Consider the following 22,672-nt stretch of genomic DNA (forward strand, 5'->3'; position numbering starts at 1 on the left):
ACAGTGTAGTTATCACGAATTGTTTAACTCTGCGTGAGGATTCCGCGACCACCCCGGGCCTAACCTTACTCATCGCAACGGCAAAAGTACGCCCCCCTCATTGTGGCGAGGGAGCTTGCTCCCGCTGGGTCGCGCAGCGGCCCCAAAAAAGCCGGGAGCGCTGCGCACTCCAGCGGGAGCAAGCTCCCTCGCCACAGTTTGTTTGTCAGCCATAGGGGCTTCGCCAGCCATCCGCACTTGTGTGAGGAGCAACTCATGTATTCACGTCGACAGATCCTGCTCGCCGGCGGCGGCCTCGGCCTCGCGGTAATCGCCGGTGGCCTGCTGCAAAAAATCAACGCCGGCCCCGCCCTGATCGCCGAAGCCGAAGCCGCCGAACATTTCGAAGTCAGCCACACCGACGCCGAATGGCGCACCCTGTTGACCGCCGAGCAGTACGCGATCCTGCGGGAGGAGGGCACCGAACGCCCCTACAGCAGCGCCCTCAACAGTGAACACCGCAACGGCACCTTCGCCTGCGCCGGTTGCGCTTTGCCCCTGTACGCCTCAGCCACCAAATTCGAAAGCCACACCGGCTGGCCCAGCTTCTGGCAACCCCTGGAAAACGCCGTGGCCAGCCACGTCGACACCTCCTTCGGCGTGGTACGCAAGGAAATCCACTGCCGCCGCTGCGGCGGTCATCAGGGCCACGTGTTCGATGACGGCCCGGCACCCACCGGCCTGCGCTACTGCATGAACGGCGCAGCCATGACGTTCACCGCGACTTAATTCAATGTCTTCCTATAAGGGTCTACCCCATGTGGCTTTTGGTTCTCGCATATCTGGGCGGCGTGCTGACGATTGTCAGTCCCTGCATCCTGCCGGTTCTGCCTTTTGTCTTCGCTCGCACCGGGCAGCCGTTTTTGCGCAGTGGCTTGCCGCTGCTGCTGGGGATGGCGATGACCTTCGCCCTGGTCGCCTCGCTCGCGGCGGTGGGCGGCGGTTGGGTGGTGCAAGTCAATCAGTACGGTCGCTGGCTCGCGTTGCTGTTTGTTGCGCTATTCGGGCTGACGCTGCTGCTGCCAAGCCTGTCCGAGCGCCTGACCCGGCCGCTGGTGGCCGCGGGCAGTCGCCTGTCGGAAGCCGCCGGGGCCGATTCGCGGCCGCGTCCGGGCGCATCGTTCCTGATCGGCGTGGCCACCGGGCTGCTGTGGGCGCCGTGCGCCGGGCCCATCCTCGGGCTGGTGCTGACGGGCGCCGCGCTGCAGGGCGCCAGTATCGGCACTACCTTGCTCTTGCTGGCCTACGCGGCAGGGGCTGCCACCTCCCTGGCCTTGGCGCTGCTGGTCGGCGGTAAAGTCTTCGGCTTCATGAAGCGTTCGCTGGGCGCTGGTGAATGGCTGCGTCGTGGGCTCGGCGCCCTGATGTTGGCCGGTGTGGCGGCCATCGCCCTGGGCCTGGACACCGGGATCCTGGCGCGCCTGTCGACGGCGTCAACCGGTGGCCTGGAACAAAGCCTGGTGGAGAAACTCAGCGCCAAGCCTGAACAGAAGAGCGGGGCGATGATGGCCGGCGGCGCGATGATGGCCGCCAACCACAGTGACACGCTGCCAGTGGAAGGCCAGTTGCCGCCGCTGGACGGTGCCGTGCAATGGCTCAACTCCGAGCCACTGACTGCCGAGGCGTTGAAAGGCAAGGTAGTGCTGGTGGATTTCTGGACCTACTCCTGCATCAACTGCCTGCGCACCTTGCCGTACGTCAAGGCCTGGGCCGAGAAATACCGCGACCAGGGCCTGGTGGTGATCGGTGTGCACGCTCCGGAATTCGCCTTCGAACGCGACGTGAACAACGTCACCAAGGCCATGAAGGACCTGGGCATCACTTACCCGGTGGCCATCGACAACAACTACAAGATCTGGCGCGCCTTCAACAACCAGTACTGGCCGGCGCATTACTTTGCCGATGCCAAGGGCCAGATCCGCTATCACCATTTTGGCGAGGGTGACTACGCCGAGTCCGAACGAGTGATCCAGCAACTGCTGCGTGAGGCGGGCGCTACCAAGGTGGCGGGCGGCTTGATCGAAGCCGATGCCAAGGGCATCCAGGCCGCACCGGACATGAACGAAGTGCAGTCGCCGGAAACCTACCTGGGCTTCCAGCGCGCCGAGAACTTCGTGACCACCGGCACCCTGGGCACCGACAAGGTGGTGAACTACCCGGCAGCCGGCAACCTGGCCTTGAACAACTGGACCCTGGAGGGCCCATGGAACGTCGGCGGCCAGCAAGCCACCCTCGCAGCGGCCAACGGCAAGATCGTCTACCGCTTCCACGCCCGTGACCTGCACCTGGTGCTGGGCCCGGGCGCCGACGGCAAGCCGGTGCGCTTCAAGGTCAGCATCGACGGCCAGGCGCCGGGGGATGCCCACGGCACCGACGTCGCACCGGATGGCAGCGGCACCGTGACCGAACAACGCCTGTATCAACTGGTGCGCCAGCCGGGCGCGGTCAAGGACCGGACCTTCACCATCGAGTTCCTGGACCCGCAAGTGGCGGCCTATGCCTTCACCTTCGGCTAACCCATAGCGAAATTTGGCATGGTTAACCCGATCATGTAGGAGCTGGCTTGCCTGCGATAGCGATGTTGAATTCACCACCTCAATCGCAGGCAAGCCAGCTCCCACAGTTGACCGCATTTATCCTGATGTTTCGGAGTGACTGAGATGAAACTGCTTAAGTACTTACCGGCCCTGGCGTTCGCCGCCTTTGTCGGCCACAGCTCGGCGTTCTCCTTCGGCCCGTCCGACGACGCCGTGGCCATCGCGCCGCCGGCCATGGACCTGCCGGCAGACGCGAACAACCTGCAAACCGCGGTCTTCGCCGGCGGCTGCTTCTGGGGCGTGCAGGGTGTGTTCCAGCATGTGCAAGGGGTGAAAAACGCCGTCTCCGGCTATGACGGCGGCGCGGCGAGCACCGCGCAGTACGAAAGCGTCAGCGGCGGCGACACCGGCCACGCCGAGTCCGTCGCCGTGACCTACGACCCGAGCAAGGTCAGCTACGGCAAGCTGCTGCAGATCTACTTCTCGGTCGCCCACAACCCCACGGAACTCAACCGCCAGGGCCCGGACAGTGGCACCCAGTACCGCTCGGCGATCTTTGCCCAGAACGCCGAACAGCAAAAAGTCGCCCAGGCCTACATCGCCCAGCTCGACGCCGCGAAAGCCTTCGACAAGCCGATCGTGACCAAGATCGAGATGGGCAAAGCCTTCTACCCGGCGGAGTCCTATCACCAGGACTTCCTGACCGAAAACCCGTCGTACCCCTACATCGTGATCAACGACCTGCCAAAGGTGGCCCAGCTGAAAAAATTGTTCCCTGAGCAGTACCGCGCAGAACCGGTACTGGTGAAAAACCAGTAGACCTATGATCGTTCCCACTCTCGACGCTCGTTCCCACGCTGGACGATCGTTCCCACGCAGGACGATCGTTCCCACGCTCTGCGTGGGAATGCCGCCAGGGCGCTCTGCGTCCGCTCTTGAAGTCGTGACGCGGAGCGTCACCGGATTCATTCCCACGCGGAGCGTGGGAACGATCAGCGTGGGAACGATTATCAGACGACTTCAAGGTAGGAGCTATGAATCGCCCGCGCCAACTCCCGCACGGTGTCGATAAAATCCGTCAACCGGCTATGCAGCCCATCCTCCAGAATCTCATCAATCCCCGTATACCTCAGCCGCGCCTCAAACTCCGCCGCCAAACGCTGGGCCGTACGCCCATAACTCCCCGGCAGGTCCGCCAGGATATGGCTCAACTCCTCGATACACGCATGCAACGAGCGCGGCACATCACTGCGCAACAGCAACAACTCCGACACCGACCGCGCATTCAGCGCATTCGGGTACAGCTCGGTATACGCCTCAAACGACGACAGCGCCCGCAACAACGCGCTCCACTGGTAATACCCGCGTGCCGAAAGGTCGCTGACTTCCTCGGACTCTTCCCCAAACATTTCATACCGCGCGTCCAGCAACCGCAACGTGTTATCCGCCCGCTCGACAAACGTCCCCAGCCGAATAAACCGATACGCATCGTTACGCATGATCGTCCCGGACGTCGCCCCACGAAACAGGTGCGAGCGCTGCTTCACCCAGTCACAAAAGTGGCTGATGCCATGCCGCGCCAACCCGCCGGCCGCAATACTGCGCATCTCCAGCCAGGTGGCGTTGAGGTTTTCCCACATATCAGCCGTGATCCGCCCCCGCACCGCATGGGCATTACCCCGTGCAGCCCGCAGGCAGTTGTAGATACTGGCGGGGTTTTCCTCGTCGAGGGCGAAGAAGTGCAGCATGCGCTCGGCGTCCAGTTGCTGATGGCGCTCAAGGTAACTGTCCAGGGTGCCGCTGCTGAGCAGCGACATGGCCAACTCGTCCAGCCCGTCACTGCGCCCGGCCTGGGGCATCAACGACAGCGAATAACTGACTTCCAGCATGCGCGCCAGGTTCTCGGCACGCTCCAGGTAACGGGACATCCAATACAGATCTGCGGCGGTTCTACTCAGCATACTCAGCCCTCCACCACCCAGGTGTCCTTGGTTCCGCCGCCTTGCGACGAGTTGACGATCAATGAGCCTTCGCGCAGCGCCACGCGGGTCAAGCCACCGGGCACCAGGCGGGTTTCCTTGCCCGAGAGCACGAACGGTCGCAGGTCGATATGCCGCGGCGCGATGCCGTTTTCGACAAACGTCGGGCAAGTGGACAGGCTCAAGGTCGGTTGGGCGATGTAGGCGTGAGGGCGGGCCTTGATACGCTGGCGGAAGTCCTCGATCTCGGCCGCGCTGGACGCCGGGCCCACCAGCATGCCGTAGCCGCCGGAACCCTGGGTTTCCTTGACCACCAGTTCCGGCAGGTGCGCCAGTACGTGGGACAGCTCATCCGGCTTGCGGCACTGGAAGGTCGGCACGTTTTGCAGGACCGGCTCTTCATCCAGGTAGAACCGGATCATCTCCGGCACGTACGGGTAGATCGACTTGTCGTCCGCCACGCCGGTGCCGATCGCATTCGCCAGCACTACGTTGCCCGCGCAGTACGCCGCGACCAGGCCGGGCACGCCGAGCATCGAATCGGGGTTGAAAGCCTGCGGATCGAGGAAGGCATCGTCGATGCGGCGGTAGATCACATCCACGGCCTTGGGGCCGTCGGTGGTACGCATGAACACCTTGAGGTCGTGCACGAACAGGTCGGCGCCTTCCACCAGCTCCACGCCCATTTCCCGGGCCAGGAATGCATGCTCGAAGAACGCGCTGTTAAACCGGCCCGGCGTCAGCACCACCACATTCGGGTTGTCCAGGCGGCTGGAGCTTTTCAGGGTCTTGAGCAGCAGGTTGGGATAGTGGTCCACCGGGGCGATGCGTTGCTTGGCGAACACCTCGGGGAACAGGCGCATCATCATCTTGCGGTCTTCGAGCATGTAGCTCACGCCGCTGGGGGTACGCAGGTTGTCTTCGAGCACGTAGTAGGTGCCGTCGCCATCGCGCACCAGGTCGACCCCGGAGATGTGCGAATAGATATCGCGGTGCAGGTCCAGGCCGACCATGGCTTTCTGGTATCCCTCGTTGCCCAGCACCTGATCGGCGGGAATGATCCCGGCCTTGATGATGCGTTGGTCGTGGTAGATGTCGGCAAGGAACATGTTCAACGCATTCACCCGCTGGATACAGCCACGCTCGATGACACTCCACTCACTGGCGGGGATGCTGCGGGGGATGATATCGAAGGGGATCAGGCGCTCGGTGTCTTGCTCGTCGCCATACAGGGTGAAGGTGATCCCGGCGCGGTGAAACAGCAGGTCGGCTTCACGGCGGCGCTGGGCCAGCAGTTCTGGCGGCGTGTTGGCCAGCCAGCGGGAGAATTCCTGATAATGCGCACGGCAAACGCCTTGTGCGTCATTCATTTCATCAAAGAAAGATCGAGCCATTCCAATTACCTTGTCAGTGCCGGGACTAACTGCGCTTTGGCACTGCCGCTTTAGAAAACGCATTTTTTTATGAGCCCGTGGCTGATGGTGCCAGCAGGCCTGGTCCTTACTTTCTTTTGGGGTGGGCTCTGGGTCGGGGGGTAACGATTGCTCCTGTATCCGGGCAGATAAAGGACTAAAGCAATGCCTGTGCCATCCACCTTGTGGCGAGGGAGCTTGCTCCCGCTGGGCTGCGCAGCGGCCCCAAAAAGGAACCAGACCGCTGCGCACCGGAGCGCTGTCCCGGTCCAGCGGGCCCAAGCTCCCGCGCCACCGATGCGGCCCTATCGCCTCAAAACGGTGCACTGATTACTTGAACTTTGCACCAGCCCGGTTCTTCTAAACTGCTTCAAATGCCAGCACGGAGCACGGATGTGCCCAGAATCATCTCACCCGACACCCCGGAATCGAGCCTGACCGACCACAGCGAACACAACGCCAAGATTTTCGGTTCGCCCAAGGACCGTCTCGACTTTTACCGGCGTGAAATCCAGTACGAAACCAGCATCCTGGCCAACCGCACCGACGCCTACCTCACGGCCCAGTCATTCCTGGTGATCGCCTTCGTGTCCGGCATGGGCAACCTGAACCCCGAATGGGGCAAGCTGTTCACCCTGGTGGTGCCCGTGTTCCTGGCGACCCTGGGCATTCTCAGTTCCCTCAACGCCTGGCCGGGGATTCGGGCGGCCTACGAAATCATCGACCACTGGCATTACAAGCAGAGCGAACTGCTGCGCAGCGAGCCGGTGATGGGCCTGGCCTACGATGAGTCGCCACTGTTCAGTGAGATGGAGTCGTCCCACAAGGGCTATCGCAAGTCGCTGTTGTTCTCGATGCGCGCGCCCTGGCTGTTCATGGTGTTCTGGGTGATGCTGGGGGCCTACGCGTTTTACATCCAGGTGGACAATCCCGGCTCATAAGCAATTGGAACTTCACCGACCCGCACGGGACCTTACCTTTACGCAGTCTGCGTTTTCCAACAGAGGTGAGCCATGAGCACAGACAACGACCCGCAAACCAGCAATCGTAACGATCCCGCCATCGACCGCGGCGAACCGGCCCCCGGCACCGCGGCCGACGCGCCAAAAGACCCCAAGCCTGCCAGCGACCCCAAGGCCAAGGAAAACGACTACAGTCCAGACTTCAAGCCCGAGCGCGAGCCAAAGCCTGAAACCGATGCCGATATCGATACCCAAGGCGGTTAGAGGAGACGGTGATGTCAGTTGAAATAGACGAAGACGATGAACTCAATGACCCGGGCAATGAAGATCCGGGTTCATTGATGGATGATGCCGAAGTACCGCTTAACGACCTGGATGATGCCGCTGACGTCGGCAACACTGAAAACCAGGAGTAGACGTCATTGTTGTGCCTGGGCACGTCGTTCATACCACGCCAGCATCGGCTGCGTGCTGAGACCATGAACGACGATGCTCAGGGCAATGACTGACAGCGTCAGGTTCACCGCGACCGCGCTGCTGGTGCCCACCAGCCCGTGGTTGATGGCATAGAACAGGTAGTAGATGCTGCCGATCCCGCGAATCCCGAACCAGCCCACCAGCCCGCGCTGATGGCGATTCAGCAAGCTGCCCCAGGGTATCGACAGCACGCTGAGGGGGCGAATCACACAAAACAGCACCGCCCCCACCGCCAGGGCCCGCCAGTCCCAATGGCTGACCAGCACCACGCCCAGCAAGGTCACCAGGAACACTTCCATCGAACGCTCCACCAGCCCACCAAAGGCGAGCATGTCGCCCATCATTACCCCGGCGGCGATCTGCGTGTCCTGCAGTTGCCCGACATCGCCATGCAACGCATGCTCCGGCTCAACTTCCATGTGGCCAACCACCGGCTGTGCCAGATGTTCCGCCGGGGTTTGTGAGTTGCCGGTGGACTTGAACTCGGCCTGGCGCAGCCCCAGGCCGGCGGCAAATACCGACAGGAAGCCGTAGCCGCCGATGGCTTCGGCCACCACATAGGCGAGGGCGATCAGGGCCAGCGTCAGGTAGTCATTCGGTGACAGGGTGCTGTCGGCATTGGTGATACGCATCTTCAGGGTGACGCGACCGATGCCACGCCCCATCCAGTAGCCCACGAGCAACCCGGCAGGTACGGCCCAGAGCAGGTTTTTCAGCACCCAGCCGCCCAGCCAGTCACCGTCGAACCCGCCGTGCTGCATGAAAAACAGCGCAAAGATCACGAACGGGAAGGCCGTGCCGTCGTTCAAGCCTGCCTCACCGGAAAGACCGAAGCGCAGCGCGTCATAATCCTGCGCGTTATTGACCTGCACCAGGCCCGCGAGCACCGGGTCGGTGGGCGCAAGAATCGCCCCCACCAGCAGTGAAACCCCCCACGACAACCCCAGCAGCCAATGCAGCACCAGGCACGTCCCGAGGATGGTCAAGAGCATCACCGGCCCGGCCATGCCAAACGCAATGCGCCAGGTTCGGTGCTTGAGGGGCAGGCGCAGTTTCAGCCCGCTGACGAACAGCGAAAACAGCACCGCGACTTCCGTCAGGTGTTCCATCCAACTGGCCGAGGCCTTGATGTCCAGATGCAGCAGGTCCATGCCCAACGGGCCGATACACACGCCGAGCAACAGGCACACCGCCGAGGTGGTGACCGGCATCCAGCGCAGGTAGGAGGAGGTGAGGGCGAGGGTGAGCAACACCGCGCCCAGTACGGCCATCCATAGGATGAAGGTCATTGAATAGTCCCGGGCATGGTCTGTGTGAACGTTTGAGGTTTGCCGGGAGAGAGAGGTTCAAAAAACGCGCATTGCCTGCTCGGGCAATGCGCGGTTTGTCAGGTCGCCAGGCGTGTTACGTTGGCATTGAGGGTGCTGTTTGGGGTGAAGGAGAAGGTGAACCCCGAGTCGAGAAACTTTTGCAGCCCGTCATTATCAAGACTGAATACCGTTGCACCGACCGATTGATCAAGAGTGCCAGTGGCATCGAACATGGCTTTGTCCAGGCCGGCTTGGTTGGTGTTGTAGATATAGAGCTTTCCATCACTGCTCTTTTGAATATAGGCGGTGTGTACGATATTGCCGTCTGCTCTATTGCTCATGAAATTGATAACGCCTGATTCGGTAATGTCCGCGGGCCTGAATACGGCGCTGGTATTCTCGGCAGTAATACCCATCAGATCCTTGTAGCGTTGCGTGTAATTGGAATCCCCGCTCCTGACCACACTGCCCAGCACGGCCTCGCGAGTTTTCAACGGGAGTGCATTGTCTGCCATCCCGACGAACATGGTTTTTTCGTAGCAGATTGTCCCGGTGTATCCCGTTTTGGCATGGAGCTTCTCCAGTTTGTCGCGAAGCGCTTCTACCGGCACGGCGTCAGCTTTGAAATTTTCCAGCGGCTCGCCAAAGGGCTGTCTGGTTTTCACATTCAAGGCGTGCCAATTACCGGTGGCGTCATCAAACTTCGCAAACACCTTGGCTTCTTCGGTCGCATTGGCCGCCTTGTAAGTGCCTTCGGCAATGCCGGGCTTTTTCGCCAGTGACGTCAGGTCGACACTGCGCAAGGCGCCACGCAGATGATTGACGCCGTTACGTCCAGCGGCAAGCGTGGTGCGCCCCAGCTTCAATGCACTCCGGGCCAGATTATCTGCCCCGCTCAACGGATTGAAACTCCCCAGCGCCGCGCGCCCGACAATCTTCGCGCCCTGGGCGAACTTGCTGAAAGCCGATGCGCCGGCGGCCACGGCCTTGGCCCCCCTGGCTGCCGCACCGAGGCCCACGGCAAACCCAAATATATCCAAGGCCAGGTCGCCGACACCTTCGCCGATGTTGCCGTTTTGAAAGTTGACGATTGCCGACCTCAAGGGGATCAGGTTGAGGAGGAATTCATTGACTTTCTTGTAAAAGGGAACCTCGGTATCCAGCGTGGTGACCCCCTCGGCCTCTTTTTTGAATGACCGGATATCAACATCCGTCACCATGGCATCGGCAATATAAGACGTTCGGGCACTGCCAAAGCTCTTGGGGTTGGCGGCCTGGATTTTTTCATCCGTCAACCCGGGTGCGTACTCGCCCGAAGGTATGACTTCTTCCAGGTCTTTATGGTAATGGGTGTGGTTGGAAGGTTGTTTGCCTGCCGTGAAGTCACCCAGGTCCGTACGCTCGGTAATCTTCGCGGTCCTGAGATTGATTTCGTAGGTGTGCACCTGGTTTTTGCGCCTGGTTTTCACCAGCAGGCAATTGTCTTCGGGCACCCGCTTGCGGGTTTCCTTGCCAAAGTTGTCCTTATCGACGTCGACTTCCCTGACCACTGTGATTTCGCCGTATTCCAGGTTTTTACGGTCTTCTTCAGGGAGCCGCGAAACCATCCACTTCACCTGGGCCGCGACGCTTTTTTCGATGCCGTCGGCGTATTCCCCGAACGCGTCCTGAAACACGTTCGGCATACTTGGCAGGTCTTTGGTTTTTTCCAGCACCTCGCTGAGGTTCAACGTACTGGATGAGGTCACCCAATGATTGTCAGCGGGGGGCGGGGGCCCAATTCCAAGTACCCCTACGGCCGGTGGTTCTTCGACGCCAGGTCGATGGTGAAGCGCGTCCTTCATATACAAGTCGAGGATCGAATAAGGCCCCGGGAAATCGCTATGGGCGGGTTCCAGCGTGATGCTCTTGTCTTCCAGGGTTGCCGTATCCATGCCCGGCAGGGCTTTGCGCAATTGCTCCAGGGCCATTTCCTTGCGTAATGGCATCGGCATGCTCTGTGTTTGACTGGCCGCGCTCAGTTCGGTGATCTGCGCATCGAATGCATCGCGTACATCATTCATTTGGCCTTCGGTCACCGGATACGGCATACCGTTCGCGCTTCCCCAATCCTTGAGCGCCTCTTGCTGGGCGGCATATTCGACATAACGCTCCTGGGCGGAGACCGGCGCGACCTCAGCGTGGAGCATGACCTGCCCATAGGACATCCCTGCGGTTGAACCCGGAGACTGCGCTTCGATGCGTTCTACCGCGGTGACAAAACTGACCCAACTATGTGAACCCGGGGTGACCTGGTCCGGGATGTCTTTAACCAGGAACTCCGGAGCGCGGGTGGAGAGCAGCAGATGCGCTTGTAGCGCCGCTGCCTCGGGTGACGATGCCTTGCCGGTGCTGACAAGATGTTCGGCCAACCGGCTGACGATACCGGATGCGGGTTTGCCCCAGGTACTGTTCCCGGTCACGGCAAAACCGGCGATGTGATGCCTGGACCTGGGGTCTGTCGCGCGGAACGAGTTGTCTTTGTCCACACTCATGGCTGCCAACAGCCAATCAGTGGCACTGCCTTTGATGGACTGCGCGTCAAATTTTGCCTGGAGGGCCTCGCCCAACGCCTTGCCCTTGGGGGAGCGGATCAGCGAGTCGAGCACCCGCTGCGGGTCAGCCAGCTCGGAAGGCGTGAACGACTTGCCCTGCATGAGGTATTCCACTACGTTCCTGGCGCCGTTCAAATCAACGTCGCCGATCTTGCCGCGGCGCAGGTCGGACCGCAGCTGATTCGCCGCCTCGGGCGCAAGCGGGGGCTGCCATTCCAGCGCACCGCCATAGTTGCCATGGAGCGGCGTCTGGAGTTCAGGCCTGAGCAGATAATTCGTCAGGTTCTCCACCTCCTCTGGCGTGGTTGGCACGTCCCAGCCATTGATCTCAAGGAATTCCTTGAGGCTAATGGTGCTCCCTGAGTCGGTGCTCCCGACCTGGCGGTAAGCGCTGTCCGGGTGAAGCTCGACTTTATTCTTTTGCAGGTAGTCGAGAACGTCACCGCTCCCAATGCTGCCCGATCGAATCCGCTCAAGCAGGTAATTGAGTTCACGCCCCACGGTGTTCAGCGTCTGGGTATTGCCCACCAGGGCTTTCTGGCGTTCAACCTCATCCTCACCACGGGTTTCGTGCAGGTCCGCAAAACGCGGGCCGCTCACGCCGGTAAAAGCTTTGTCGCGCGCCAACTCATCTGCACGCTCGTGGGCATGATCCGGCAGGATATGTTCTTGCTCTTTGTAGAATTGGCTCACCAACCACAGGGGGGCACTGTTGCTGTTTTGGGAGAGCGGCGGTTTGAAGGGGATCGGGTTACCGTCGCCGATAACGCGTGCGGCGTCCCTGACCTGTGCGCCCACCTGCGCCCAGCCTTTGTCATCGGGGCCGTTGGGTTGCGCGGCGGCGGAGGGCCTGCGCTGGTAGGTGATCTTCCCGGTATTGGGGTCAATCATCACTGAATTGGGGTTTATCCCGTTTTCCCTCATCCAGTCACGGACTTGCGGGGACTCCATGGCACGCCCCAACTGCGACCACCACTGCCCGAACGTTGAGTTCGGCGGAATGTTCTCGACCATGATCGCGTCGTCATGGCCGTCGCCCTTGACCTGACGCAGCGCGCTGGCTACCTGGCCTGCCAGTTCACCGTCGGCATCGGCACGCGGGCTGGGGATCCTGGTCCCGGGGGAGCCTGGCGCGGCATTTTCCGGCGCTGCGGCCTGGAGCCGCGCCGGGGGAAGCGGCTTGTCAGGTGCGTTCAAAGGAATGAAAGAAGCCGTAGCCTGAGTAGGAGCAATTGTCATAGGAGGGGATCCGGTAATTTATCGAGTACACCCAAGCAGCGCTTCGCACCAGCGGGTGTAACTCTTCGTACCCAATGCCCCCTCAGCGATTCCATCCCACTGGCATGCAGATTGATACGGCGTCTTACGCGCCCATGCTAAGGGTGCGCCGCGGTCCTCAGCCGAATCATGTCGATCAGCTGGCGCAATCCCGGCTGCGACTGACGCCGGCTGGGGTAGTACATGCACAGCGGCGCGCCGATGCAGGCCCAGTCGGGCAGCACTTCCACCAGGCGCCCGTCGGCCAGTTCCGCCAGCACGCGATTCTCCAGGCAGTAGGCGATACCCACGCCTTGCAGGGCCGCATCAACGATGGTCTGGGTGTCGGCCGCGCTGAAGTGGCCGGGCACATCGAGCCGCTGTTGGCGTGCGCCATTGCCCAGTTCCCATTTGTAGGTGGTCTTGTCGCCCAGGTACATGCGTACACAGGAGTGCGTGAGCAAGTCCCTGGGCACTGCAGGTGTCCCTGCCTGTGCGAGGTAGACCGGGGAGGCGACCATGATCCAGCGCAGCTCGCCGGTCAGCGGCACGGCCACCATGTCCTGGGGCACCGTGGCGCCATAGCGGATTCCTGCGTCGTAGCCCTCTGCGACAATGTCGAGCATGCGGTCCTCGATCATCACGTCCAGGCGCAGTTGCGGGTAGGTGCGGGTGAACTCGCCGAGCACCGGCGAAATCAGCAGCACCGCGGCATCCCGGGGTACGTTCAGGCGCAGGCGGCCAATCGGCGCCTCGCGGTACAGTTCGAGGGTGTCGAGGCCGTCCTGGATCGTCGCAAAGCCGGCACTGAGTTTTTCCGCCAGTACCACGCCGGCATCGGTAGGCTCTACGGCGCGGCTGGTGCGATACAGCAACTTGACCCCCAGGCGCGTTTCCAGGTTGCGCATGGTGTGGCTCAGGGCCGAGGTGGTGACGCCAAGTTCATTGGCAGCATGCCGGAAACTGCGGCGACGGATGATCGCCATGAAAACATTCAGGTCGGCCAACTCGGAGCGGTTGAACGCAGCCATATCAAGCACCTTTTATGGGGTTTGGGTTGCACGCGGCGTTGAGCCCGATTCAACCACGGATGATCTAGAGTAATCGTTTTTTTACTGATTGTTTCTGGCGGAGGCTTTTTCATGAGTATCGAAACCATCAAGATCCCGGGCATCGACAAGGCCGTCTCGCGGATTGCCCTGGGCACCTGGTCCATGGGTAGCTCGATGTGGGGCGGCGCCGATAATGAGGTCTCGGTCAAGACCATTCGCCATGCGCTGGCCAGCGGCATCAACTTTATCGACAGTGCGCCGGTCTACGGCCTTGGGCTGTCGGAAGAACTGATCGGCCGGGCCCTGCGCGGTGTACGCCACACGGCGGTGATCGCCACCAAGGCCGGGTTGCAATGGGACGACGGCACGGTGCGCCGCAATGCCACGGCCCGACGTATCCGCAAGGAAATCGAAGACTCACTGCTGCGCCTCGAAACCGACTACATCGACCTCTACCAGATTCACTGGCCCGACCCGTTGGTAGCTCAGGAGGAAACCGCCGGCGAGCTGGAAAAACTGCGCCGTGAAGGCAAGATCCTTGCCGTAGGGGTGAGCAATTATTCGCCTGCGCAAATGGACGATTTCCGCCAGTACACGCACCTGGACACCGTGCAGCCGCCCTACAATCTGTTTGAGCGGGCGATCGACAGCGATATCCTGCCGTACGCCAAGCAAAATTCACTGGTGGTTTTGGCTTACGGTTCGCTGTGCCGGGGTTTGTTGAGCGGCAGCATGCACGCGGCCACGGGTTTTACCGGGGATGACGTGCGCAAGCTCGACCCGAAATTCAAGGCGCCACGCTTTGAGCAGTACCTGGCGGCGGTCGCAGCATTGGACGTGTACGCTCGCGAATGCCACGGCAAGTCTGTGCTGGCCCTGGCGTTGCGCTGGGTGCTCGACCAGGGCCCCACGGTTGCACTGTGGGGCGCCCGCCGGCCGGAGCAGCTCAAAGGCGTTGAAGATGCGTTCGGCTGGCAGCTCACGGCCGACGACCTGCAACATATCGACCGTATTCTGGCCAGCACGATAAAAGACCCGGTAGGGCCGGAGTTCATGGCCCCGGCCCAGCGTTAACCTTTGCGACAGGGATGTCTTGCAGCTGCAAAACAACAAAAGACATTCCTTTGGCGTTGAGGTTTTTGGCATGAAGCGCGGTCCCTTGTTCAAGATCATGGGTGGTTTGCTGTGTGTGGTGGCGGTGGCAGCCGCCTGGAAATGGCGCGGCAATCCCGATGTGCTGTGGCAGATCGTCAGCCGTCAATGCGTGCCCGACCAGAACCAGCACCAGAATCCGCGCCCCTGCCTCGAGGTTGATCCGGACAAGGGGTTCGCGCTGCTCAAGGACCTCAACGGCCCGTACCAGGACTTACTGATCCCCACCGATAAAGTCACCGGAATCGAAGACGTCGCGCTGGCCCGGGACTTGTTGCCGCATTACTTTGCCCAGGCCTGGAAACACCACGATGTACTCTCGGCCGGCCTGCAAACGCCGATTGCCGACCGTTATGTATCCCTGGCGATCAACTCGCGGTATGGCCGCACGCAAAACCAGTTGCACATTCATATCGCCTGCCTGCGCCCCGACATTTTCAACACCCTCAACGAACGCGCGGCAACCCTCGACGAGCACTGGCAAACCCTGCCGGTAAAACTGCAGGGGCATACCTACAGTGCCCGTACGTTGTCGGCGGTGGAATTCGACCTGCGCGACCCATTGGCCATCCTGAATGACTACGTGCAGGCCCAGGGCGACGCCATGGCCAGTTACAGCTTGCTGTTGGCACCGGCGGCGAACGGCAACTTCGTACTGTTGACCACGCGGTTGACGCTCAAGGAATGGAACCTGGCCTCCGCCGAAGAACTGCAGGACCGCCAATGCAACTTGATGGGCAAACCACCACAACGACCTGTTTTAGCTGTTAACGACATCCGGTGAAGTTTGCCGTTGAACGAGTGTTCAGTTTCAATTATGTTGGCTGCACCCCCTGCCTGGTAACAGGCGGGCTTGCGCTTTTTCTGATTGAACGAGAGGCACTGGCATGCGGTTTTCACCTTTTGTCGAGCGAATTGCAGGGCAGGGCGTAGCCGCCTGGGACATCCACCATGCCGCCTTCCAGGCCAGCAGCAAAGGCGAAGACATCATCATCCTGAGTGTGGGCGATCCGGATTTCGCCACACCCTCGTTCATCACCGACGCCGCCGTCGAGGCCCTGCGCCAGGGCGACACCCACTACACCGAAATCCCCGGCCGCCCGGCACTGCGCGATGCCATCGCCGCGCGCTACAGCCAGTCCCTGGCTCGCCCGCTCGACGCTGAAAACGTCATCACCGTGGCCGGTGCGCAGAACGCCTTGTTCGTCACCTCGCTGTGCCTGTTGCAGGCCGGTGATGAAGTGATCGTGCTCGACCCGATGTACGTCACCTACGAAGCGACCCTCAAGGCCAGCGGCGCAACGCTGGTGCGGGTGCCGTGTTCCGCCGACTCGGGCTTTCGCCTCGACCCGGCACTGCTGGCTGCCGCCATTACGCCTCGCACCCGGGCGATCTTCTTCTCCAACCCCAACAATCCCACCGGCGTTGTCCTCAACCCTCAGGAATTGCAGGTGATCGCCGACCTGGCGATCGAGCATGAACTGTGGGTAGTGGTGGACGAGGTCTACGAAAGCCTGGTGTTCGATGGCGAATACCATAGCCTGGCCGCGTTGCCGGGCATGGCCGATCGCTGCATCGTGATCGGCAGCCTGTCCAAGTCCCATGCCATGACCGGCTGGCGCATCGGCTGGATCGTCGCCGCGCCTGCGATGGTGGCCCACGCGGAAACCCTGGTATTGAGCATGCTCTACGGCTTGCCGGGGTTCGTGATGGAAGCCGCGACCGCCGCCGTGCTGGCCCACGATGAAGTCACCCAGGGCATGCGCGAAACCTACCGCCGCCGCCGCGACCTGGTGGTAGCAGGCCTCGGCGGTTGCCCGGGCATTCACGTGCGGGCCCCGCAGGCAGGCATGTTCGTGTTGGTGGATGTGCGGGATACCGGCCTCGGCTCCCTGGATTTCGCCTGGCGGCTGTTCCGCGAAGCCGGGGTTTCCGTGCTGGATGCCGCGGCCTTCGGCGAACCGGCCCAGGGGTTTGTGCGGCTGTCGTTTACCCTGGGTGAAGCGCGACTGGCCGAAGCCTGTGAACGTATCAGCCGCTTCGTCGCCAAGCTCGCCGGAGAACCGCGAATCGAGCCTGCGGCGAAAATCATCAGCGTACAGCCGGTGGCTGCGAAGAAGATGATCGAGGTGCTCGACCTGCATAAACGCTTTGGCAATATCGAGGTGCTCAAGGGCATCTCCCTGACCGCCCACGAAGGCGAGGTGATCTCGCTGATCGGCGCCAGCGGCTCGGGCAAAAGTACCTTGCTGCGCTGCATCAACATGCTCGAAGTGCCGGACCAGGGCAGCATCCACGTCGACGGTGAAAGCATCAAGCTCAACTACGGCCGGCCCGGCGCACCGCTGGTGGCCGACGCCAGGCAACTGGTGCGGATTCGCTCGACACTCGGCATGGTGTTCCAGAACTTCAACTTGTGGCCCCATCGCACTGTGCTGGAGAACCTGATCGAAGCGCCGATCCAGGTGCTGCGCGAAAGCCGGGCCGAAGCCATCGAGCGCGCCGAAGCCTTGCTCGACCGGGTTGGCCTGGCCGCCAAGCGCAATGAATACCCGGCGTTCCTCTCCGGCGGCCAGCAGCAGCGGGTGGCCATCGCCCGAGCCCTGGCCATGCGCCCCAAAGTCATGCTGTTCGACGAACCCACCTCGGCCCTCGACCCGGAGCTGGTGGGCGAAGTCCTGCGGGTGATTCGCTCCCTGGCCGAAGAAGGCCGCACCATGATCCTGGTGACCCATGAAATGGCGTTCGCCCGGGATGTGTCATCCAAAGTCGCGTTTTTGCATCAAGGCCTGATCGAGGAAACCGGCTCGCCGGACTCGGTGTTTATCGACCCACGCAGTGAACGTTGCCGGCAGTTCGTCAACGCGCATCAAACTCGCTAACTCCAAAAAAAGACGGGGCAAGATCATGAAATCCAAACGATTGGCAAAGTGGTTGAGCAGTGCTGTGTTGATGCTGGCGGCAGGTACTGCGTTGGCGGCGGAGAAACCCATTGTGTTCGCGGTGGCGGCAGAACCCTACCCACCGTTCACGGTAAAGGGCGGCAATGGTGAGTGGACGGGCTTTGAAGTCGACCTGATCCATAAGCTCTGCGGCTTGATGAAGGCTGAGTGCCAGATCAAGGAAGTGGCCTGGGACGGGATTATTCCGTCGCTGCTGGCGAAGAAAATCGACGTGATTTTCTCCTCGATGTCGGTCACCGAAGAGCGCGAAAAACAGATCGCGTTCAGCCGCGCCTACTACGATTCGCTGCTGGGCATTGCCGGCCCCAAGGGCACCACGGTCGAAGTCTCGCCGGCAGGGCTGAAGGGCAAGATCATCGGCGTGCAGATCTCCACGGTCAGCGCCAACTACCTGAAGAAGTACTACGAGAACATTGCTGACCTGAAGTACTACGATACCCAGGAATCGGCCAACGCCGACCTGATTGCCGGGCGCACCGACCTGATGATGGCCGACGGCGTCGCCATCGCCATGATGGTCAAGACCCCTGAGGCCCAGGGCCTGGCCGAAATCGCCGAAGTGCCTTACGACCCGATCATCGGCCGCGGCGTGGGGGCCGGTCTGCGCAAGGAAGACACCGAACTCAAGGCCCGGCTCGACAAGGCCATCGGTGAGTTGCTGGTGAGCAAGGACTACGCCGACCTGTCCCAGAGCGTGTTTGGGGTATCGGTCAGCCCGTGCAAACGCGCCGACACGCCTGCCTATGTGAGCAAAGTCTGCGACAGCCCCTACACAAACTAACCCTTTAGAGAGGGCGTTTTTGTGGTGAGGGAGCTTGCTGTGGCGAGGGAGCTTGCTCCCGCTGGGGTGCGAAGCGCCCCCAAACAATGGGCCTGCTACGCAGTCCAGCGGGAGCAAGCTCCCTCGCCACAGGGTCACCGCGTGTCATCGAAATAGGGAGCCGCGATGTTCGATCTACTCAACTTCAGCGAACAAGGCTGGGGCAACGCATTGCTCAAGGGGTTATGGATGACCCTGCAGATCTCCGCCGGCTCGTTTGCGGTGGGGCTGCTGATCGGCCTGGTGGTGGCCTGCGCCAAGCTCAGTGCACCGCGCCCGATAGCCATGCTGATGCGCGGCTACACCACGGTGTTTCGCGCGGTGCCCGAGTTGCTGCTGATCCTGCTGCTGTATTACGCAGGCTCGATGGGCCTCAACGCATTGATGCTGTGGCTGGGGTTTGCGCAGTTCAACATCAGCGGCCCGCTGGTAGCGGTCCTGGTACTGGGGCTGGTGCAAGGCGCGTACGCCTCGGAGATTTTCCGCGCGGCGATCCTCGCGATTCCCCATGGCCAGATCGAAGCGGCGCGGGCGTTTGGCTTGAGCGGCTTTGGCCTGTTCCGTCGGGTGACCCTGCCGATCATGGCGCCATACGCCCTGGCGGGGATGTCCAACCTGTGGATCAATCTGATCAAGGACAGCGCGCTGATCAGTGTAGTGGGCACCAACGAACTGCTGTACACCGCCAAACAGGCGGCGGGCTCGACCCGGCATTACCTGTTGTTCTACCTCACGGCCGCCGCCTTGTATTACCTGGTGACACTGGCCTCCAACTACCTGTCCGGGCGCCTGGAGCGACGTATTCGTCGCTGGATGCCGGTTGTCGAGTGAGCCGCACATGCCTGAGTGGATAAGTTATTACGCAGGACTGATCGCCAAGGGCTTGCAGACGACGCTGTCGCTGCTGGTGATCTCGGCAGTGCTCGGCTTCGCCCTGGCGGTGCTGGTAGCGCTGGCGCGGCTGTCCCGGCGCAAGTGGCTGGCCCGTTGCGCACTGGGCTACACCAGTGTGCTGCGGGGCACGCCGTTGCTGATCCAGATCTACATCTTCTATTACGGCCTGGGCAGCCTGTTTGCCCAGTTCCCGATGATTCGCGGGAGTTTCCTCTGGCCGTTCCTGCGGGACGGTTACTGGTACATCGTGTTCGCCCTGGTGTTGTCGGTGGGCGCGTACGTCGGTGAAGTGATTCGCGGCGGGCTGCTGGCCGTGCCCAAGGGTGAAATGGAAGCCGCCTCGGCGTTCGGCATGACGCCACGCCAGGCACTGTTGCGGGTGCGCCTGCCACGGGCCATGCGCCTGCTGCTGCCGACCCTGGCGGGGGAGACGGTGATGCTGCTCAAGTCCACGGCGCTGGCCTCGACCATTGCGGTAGTCGACCTGCTTGGCGCCGCCAACGTGGTACGCGCCCAGACCTTGCAGATCTACCAGCCGCTGCTGCTGGTGGCCGGGGTCTACCTGTGCCTGACCTTTTTGATTGAAGCCCTGTACGCCATTGCCGAGCGACGCGGCACACCGTTGCGCAGGTCTGCCGGATGAAAACCGATCGCTCGTTGCAAGGGATTGCCCTGTGCTCGCTGGCCTATGCGTTCCTGGCGCTGCAGGACGCCGGGATCAAATGGCTGGTGGCCGACTATTCAGTGTTCACCATCCTGTTCTGGCGCAGCCTGGTGGTGGTCGCCGCGTGCGTGATCGCCGGGCGAATGGGTTTGCTCAAGCGTGCCTGGCACTCGGTCAGCCGCAAGCTGTTGATCATCCGCGGCCTGCTGTCGCTGCTGGCCTGGCTGCTGTACTACACCGCCGCCAGAGACCTGACCCTGGCGGAAATGACCACGCTGTATTTTTCCGCACCGATCATGGTCACGTTGCTCGCGGCATTGATCCTCAAGGAGCGCGCCAGTCGCGGCCAGTGGATTTCGCTGATCATCGGCTTTGTCGGCGTGGTGATCGCTTGTCGCCCCAGCAACATGCTCGATCCGTTGCCAATCGCCCTGACATTGGCGGCAGCACTGTGCTGGGCGTTTACCTATATCCAGTTGCGCCAGGTGGACGACAACACCTCGGTGCTGGAGCAGATGCTGATCACCAATGTGGTGTTTGTGATCTGCATGGCGCTGACGCTGCCCTGGACCCACACGCCATCGCCGACCCCGGCATGGCTGGGCATGCTCGGCGCGGGGCTGGTGGGCGGGATTGGCCAGTTCCTGCTGTTTGCGAGCTTCCGCCGGGCCACGGCGACGCTGCTGGCGCCGTTTGAATACACCGGTTTGATCTGGGCGTTCCTGCTGTCGAGCCTGGTCTGGGGCACGGTGATGGACGTGTCGCTGATTTTCGGCGCCGTGCTGATCGCCATCAGCGGCACCCTGGCCATGCTCAGCGCCCGGCACCCGGTGTCACAGGATGTGGTCGGCGCCGAATGCTCCGTGACGCAGCCCCTGTATCCAGCAACGGCAGATGTGCAGCCCGTTGGCGGGGCTGAAGGTGCCGGGGTTGAGGCACCACTCGAGCCAGAGTCCGTCGAGCATCGCCGATAAGCCGATGGCGGCCAGGCGCGTGTCGTGGATCACGAAGCCTTCGCTCTCGGCCAGGTCGTCGAGCAACTGGCGGATCAGTTCGAGGTAGGCGCGGTAGCTTTTTTCATGGGAGTCATTCACGTGGTTCGAGTGGCGGATCAGGCTCCAGAACACCACCCAGACGCCCAACAGTTTCGGGTCCATGACCCGCGAGGAAAACGAGCCGGCGAGGAATGCATCGAGCCGCGCGGCAGGGCCCACGGCCTGGTCGACTTCCTGCCACAGGGCGGTGGTCAGTTCGCTGGCGAGTTTGTGGTAGGTCTCGGCGATCAGTGCATCGATGCTGCCGAAATGGTGATTGAGCAACCCCACCGAAACCCCGGCTTCAGCGGCGATGCGCCGCACGGAAATGCCGGCATGCCCGTCACGGGCGAGGCTGGTGAGGGTGGCGGCAATCAACAGGTCGCGACGGTCTTCGGCCACAGGCACACCCTCGGTGAAGATACATGGTTGAACGTGTGTTCAATATATACCTGCAGAACCAACAAGAGGAGGGCAACGGCATGGCAAAAGACCTTTCGTGGCAAGTCCCCGGGGATTCCGGGAACACCCTGCACATTGGCGCCTGGCGCTTCGAGGGTGACGGCGACGGCCCTCGGGTGCACCTGCAGGCCGGTGTGCATGCCGATGAAATCGCCGGGATGCTGGTGTTGCATCAACTGCTGCCGCGTTTGCAGGCCTGCCAGGATCAGGGCCGGCTCAAGGGCACGGTGACGGTGGTGCCCCAGGCCAACCCGTTTGGCATTGGCCAGTTTCGCCAGGGGCGGTTGTTGGGGCGGTTTCACGAAGCCACCGGGCAGAATTTCAACCGGGCGTTTGATCATTCATTGGCCATGGAGCGGCCGGCCAGCAACCTGGCGCAATGGCAGAAAAGCCTGGTGCAACTGGCCGCCGATGCTGACCTGGTGCTGGACCTGCACACCGATGATGAAGCCCTGCCATATCTCTACATCCACCGCAGCTTTTGGCCAGAGGGCCAGGTATTGGCGGCGGCGTTGCAGGTGGATGTGGTGATTGTCTGGGACGAGGGCGGTGATGGGTCGTTTGAGGAGACCATCATTGATCACGGGAAGCCGCGGTTGGCGGCGACGATTGAATTGCGTGGGCAGGCGGATGTGAGTGATGCCCTGGCCGGGCAGGATGGTGATGGGATCTGGGCTTGGCTCTGCGCCAGCGGGGTGATTGATGAGGCGCCGGTGATTGCGCAATGGCACGGGCAACTGGTGGATATGGGCTGTATGGAGACCATCCTGGCGCCGTGTGCCGGGGTGTTGGTGTTTGAAAAAGGTTTGGGTGAACAGGTGGAAGAGGGTGAGCGGTTTGCGCGGATTATTCGGCGGCCTGGGGATCCGGCTTCTGAGGTTGTGCTGCATGCGGCGCAAACCGGGCGGATGGTGACGGGGCATCGGGAGCGGCTGGTTTCACAGGGTTCGGTGGTGGCCAAGTTTACCGGGACGCGGTTGTCTGAGGGGTACAGCGGGGGGGTGTTGGATCCTTAGGCGGGAGTACATATCCGTTTCTTCGGTTATGGCTGGTATTGGTTCCGC

Annotated in this window: 19 protein-coding genes and 1 pseudogene; 14 read left to right on the forward strand and 6 right to left on the reverse strand. The window is 61.7% G+C overall.

Annotation, left to right across the window (positions count from 1 at the left end; genetic code table 11):
* The first annotated feature begins 255 nt into the window (after nt 1–255).
* The 3 genes from msrB (at nt 256) to msrA (ending at nt 3,395) form a co-directional block, all read left to right on the forward strand.
* Nucleotides 256–768 carry a peptide-methionine (R)-S-oxide reductase MsrB gene (gene msrB / locus HX873_RS08295; RefSeq protein WP_003217084.1) on the forward strand — a complete coding sequence of 171 codons (513 nt, stop codon included), beginning with the start codon at nt 256–258 and terminating at the stop codon, nt 766–768.
* Nucleotides 769–797: 29 nt separating this feature from the next.
* The gene (locus HX873_RS08300; RefSeq protein WP_087692313.1) at nt 798–2,555 is read left to right on the forward strand and encodes a cytochrome c biogenesis protein DipZ; all 1,758 of its coding nucleotides are present in this window, start codon (nt 798–800) and stop codon (nt 2,553–2,555) included.
* Nucleotides 2,556–2,699: 144 nt separating this feature from the next.
* On the forward strand, nt 2,700–3,395 hold the full coding sequence (gene msrA / locus HX873_RS08305) for a peptide-methionine (S)-S-oxide reductase MsrA (protein WP_008433754.1): 696 nt from the start codon (nt 2,700–2,702) through the stop codon (nt 3,393–3,395).
* Between the two features lie 191 nt (nt 3,396–3,586).
* On the opposite strand, the gene HX873_RS08310 is transcribed toward msrA, so the two are convergent.
* Together HX873_RS08310 and HX873_RS08315 are read right to left on the reverse strand one after the other, a co-directional pair.
* Nucleotides 3,587–4,537, reverse strand: coding sequence for an alpha-E domain-containing protein (locus tag HX873_RS08310; RefSeq protein ID WP_003217078.1), 951 nt, complete (start codon nt 4,535–4,537; stop codon nt 3,587–3,589).
* Nucleotides 4,538–4,539: 2 nt separating this feature from the next.
* Nucleotides 4,540–5,949: a circularly permuted type 2 ATP-grasp protein gene (locus HX873_RS08315; protein ID WP_003217076.1), complete on the reverse strand. Its 1,410-nt coding sequence runs from the start codon at nt 5,947–5,949 to the stop codon at nt 4,540–4,542.
* 413 nt (nt 5,950–6,362) lie between these two features.
* Here HX873_RS08315 and HX873_RS08320 point away from each other — a divergent pair, with 413 nt between their 5' ends.
* The 3 genes from HX873_RS08320 to HX873_RS08330 all read left to right on the forward strand — a co-directional run bounded on the left by HX873_RS08320 (nt 6,363) and on the right by HX873_RS08330 (nt 7,345).
* Complete coding sequence (locus HX873_RS08320) at nt 6,363–6,908, forward strand: hypothetical protein (RefSeq protein ID WP_003217074.1); 546 nt, start codon at nt 6,363–6,365, stop codon at nt 6,906–6,908.
* A gap of 72 nt (nt 6,909–6,980) precedes the next feature.
* Nucleotides 6,981–7,193 carry a hypothetical protein gene (locus HX873_RS08325; protein ID WP_003217072.1) on the forward strand — a complete coding sequence of 71 codons (213 nt, stop codon included), beginning with the start codon at nt 6,981–6,983 and terminating at the stop codon, nt 7,191–7,193.
* An 11-nt stretch (nt 7,194–7,204) separates the two neighbouring features.
* The gene (locus HX873_RS08330) at nt 7,205–7,345 is read left to right on the forward strand and encodes a hypothetical protein (protein WP_003217070.1); all 141 of its coding nucleotides are present in this window, start codon (nt 7,205–7,207) and stop codon (nt 7,343–7,345) included.
* A 3-nt stretch (nt 7,346–7,348) separates the two neighbouring features.
* Here the strand turns inward: HX873_RS08330 and HX873_RS08335 are convergent, their stop codons facing one another.
* The 3 genes from HX873_RS08335 to HX873_RS08345 form a co-directional block, all read right to left on the reverse strand.
* Nucleotides 7,349–8,695, reverse strand: coding sequence for a sodium:proton antiporter (locus HX873_RS08335; protein ID WP_177122564.1), 1,347 nt, complete (start codon nt 8,693–8,695; stop codon nt 7,349–7,351).
* A gap of 98 nt (nt 8,696–8,793) precedes the next feature.
* Entirely contained in the window at nt 8,794–12,549 is a 3,756-nt protein-coding gene (locus tag HX873_RS08340; protein ID WP_256349590.1) for a hypothetical protein, read from the reverse strand.
* A 137-nt stretch (nt 12,550–12,686) separates the two neighbouring features.
* A complete protein-coding gene (locus HX873_RS08345; RefSeq protein WP_177122565.1) occupies nt 12,687–13,598 on the reverse strand; it encodes a LysR family transcriptional regulator in 912 nt (303 codons plus the stop codon).
* Between the two features lie 111 nt (nt 13,599–13,709).
* On the opposite strand from HX873_RS08345, the gene HX873_RS08350 reads away from it, so the two are divergent.
* From HX873_RS08350 to HX873_RS08380, 7 genes are all read left to right on the forward strand, one after another.
* Nucleotides 13,710–14,693: an aldo/keto reductase gene (locus HX873_RS08350; RefSeq protein ID WP_177122566.1), complete on the forward strand. Its 984-nt coding sequence runs from the start codon at nt 13,710–13,712 to the stop codon at nt 14,691–14,693.
* Between the two features lie 70 nt (nt 14,694–14,763).
* Nucleotides 14,764–15,555, forward strand: a complete 792-nt coding sequence (locus HX873_RS08355; RefSeq protein WP_102369106.1) for a CDP-diacylglycerol diphosphatase — start codon at nt 14,764–14,766, stop codon at nt 15,553–15,555.
* Nucleotides 15,556–15,658: 103 nt separating this feature from the next.
* A complete protein-coding gene (locus HX873_RS31955; protein WP_177047942.1) occupies nt 15,659–17,653 on the forward strand; it encodes an aminotransferase class I/II-fold pyridoxal phosphate-dependent enzyme in 1,995 nt (664 codons plus the stop codon).
* 25 nt (nt 17,654–17,678) lie between these two features.
* The gene (locus HX873_RS08365; protein WP_087692319.1) at nt 17,679–18,515 is read left to right on the forward strand and encodes a transporter substrate-binding domain-containing protein; all 837 of its coding nucleotides are present in this window, start codon (nt 17,679–17,681) and stop codon (nt 18,513–18,515) included.
* A gap of 165 nt (nt 18,516–18,680) precedes the next feature.
* A complete protein-coding gene (locus HX873_RS08370) occupies nt 18,681–19,385 on the forward strand; it encodes an ABC transporter permease (protein WP_134326647.1) in 705 nt (234 codons plus the stop codon).
* A 7-nt stretch (nt 19,386–19,392) separates the two neighbouring features.
* Nucleotides 19,393–20,091 (forward strand): ABC transporter permease, encoded by a 699-nt coding sequence (locus HX873_RS08375; RefSeq protein ID WP_003217050.1) that lies wholly within the window; start codon nt 19,393–19,395, stop codon nt 20,089–20,091.
* Nucleotides 20,088–21,086, forward strand: a complete 999-nt coding sequence (locus HX873_RS08380; RefSeq protein ID WP_008433732.1) for a DMT family transporter — start codon at nt 20,088–20,090, stop codon at nt 21,084–21,086. Before HX873_RS08375 ends, HX873_RS08380 begins: the two co-directional genes overlap by 4 nt.
* On the opposite strand, the pseudogene HX873_RS31745 reads toward HX873_RS08380, so the two are convergent.
* Nucleotides 21,042–21,554 (reverse strand): annotated as a pseudogene (locus HX873_RS31745) (TetR family transcriptional regulator C-terminal domain-containing protein); the annotation flags it as partial. The gene HX873_RS08380 and the pseudogene HX873_RS31745 sit on opposite strands and share 45 nt — an antisense overlap.
* A gap of 74 nt (nt 21,555–21,628) precedes the next feature.
* On the opposite strand from HX873_RS31745, the gene HX873_RS08385 reads away from it, so the two are divergent.
* A complete protein-coding gene (locus HX873_RS08385) occupies nt 21,629–22,624 on the forward strand; it encodes a succinylglutamate desuccinylase/aspartoacylase family protein (RefSeq protein WP_177122567.1) in 996 nt (331 codons plus the stop codon).
* Nucleotides 22,625–22,672: the final 48 nt, after the last annotated feature.

The sequence above is a fragment of the Pseudomonas sp. P7758 genome, assembly GCF_013386485.1.
GTDB lineage: Bacteria > Pseudomonadota > Gammaproteobacteria > Pseudomonadales > Pseudomonadaceae > Aquipseudomonas.

Bases quoted from the DNA above. Each gene is read 5' to 3' on its own strand.
- msrB (WP_003217084.1), top strand. From the start codon at position 256: ATGTATTCACGTCGACAGATCCTGCTCGCCGGCGGCGGCCTCGGCCTC.
- HX873_RS08300 (WP_087692313.1), top strand. From the start codon at position 798: ATGTGGCTTTTGGTTCTCGCATATCTGGGCGGCGTGCTGACGATTGTC.
- msrA (WP_008433754.1), top strand. From the start codon at position 2,700: ATGAAACTGCTTAAGTACTTACCGGCCCTGGCGTTCGCCGCCTTTGTC.
- HX873_RS08310 (WP_003217078.1), bottom strand. From the start codon at position 4,537: ATGCTGAGTAGAACCGCCGCAGATCTGTATTGGATGTCCCGTTACCTG.
- HX873_RS08315 (WP_003217076.1), bottom strand. From the start codon at position 5,949: ATGGCTCGATCTTTCTTTGATGAAATGAATGACGCACAAGGCGTTTGC.
- HX873_RS08325 (WP_003217072.1), top strand. From the start codon at position 6,981: ATGAGCACAGACAACGACCCGCAAACCAGCAATCGTAACGATCCCGCC.
- HX873_RS08330 (WP_003217070.1), top strand. From the start codon at position 7,205: ATGTCAGTTGAAATAGACGAAGACGATGAACTCAATGACCCGGGCAAT.
- HX873_RS08335 (WP_177122564.1), bottom strand. From the start codon at position 8,695: ATGACCTTCATCCTATGGATGGCCGTACTGGGCGCGGTGTTGCTCACC.
- HX873_RS08340 (WP_256349590.1), bottom strand. From the start codon at position 12,549: ATGACAATTGCTCCTACTCAGGCTACGGCTTCTTTCATTCCTTTGAAC.
- HX873_RS08345 (WP_177122565.1), bottom strand. From the start codon at position 13,598: ATGGCTGCGTTCAACCGCTCCGAGTTGGCCGACCTGAATGTTTTCATG.
- HX873_RS08350 (WP_177122566.1), top strand. From the start codon at position 13,710: ATGAGTATCGAAACCATCAAGATCCCGGGCATCGACAAGGCCGTCTCG.
- HX873_RS08355 (WP_102369106.1), top strand. From the start codon at position 14,764: ATGAAGCGCGGTCCCTTGTTCAAGATCATGGGTGGTTTGCTGTGTGTG.
- HX873_RS31955 (WP_177047942.1), top strand. From the start codon at position 15,659: ATGCGGTTTTCACCTTTTGTCGAGCGAATTGCAGGGCAGGGCGTAGCC.
- HX873_RS08365 (WP_087692319.1), top strand. From the start codon at position 17,679: ATGAAATCCAAACGATTGGCAAAGTGGTTGAGCAGTGCTGTGTTGATG.
- HX873_RS08370 (WP_134326647.1), top strand. From the start codon at position 18,681: ATGTTCGATCTACTCAACTTCAGCGAACAAGGCTGGGGCAACGCATTG.
- HX873_RS08375 (WP_003217050.1), top strand. From the start codon at position 19,393: ATGCCTGAGTGGATAAGTTATTACGCAGGACTGATCGCCAAGGGCTTG.
- HX873_RS08380 (WP_008433732.1), top strand. From the start codon at position 20,088: ATGAAAACCGATCGCTCGTTGCAAGGGATTGCCCTGTGCTCGCTGGCC.
- HX873_RS08385 (WP_177122567.1), top strand. From the start codon at position 21,629: ATGGCAAAAGACCTTTCGTGGCAAGTCCCCGGGGATTCCGGGAACACC.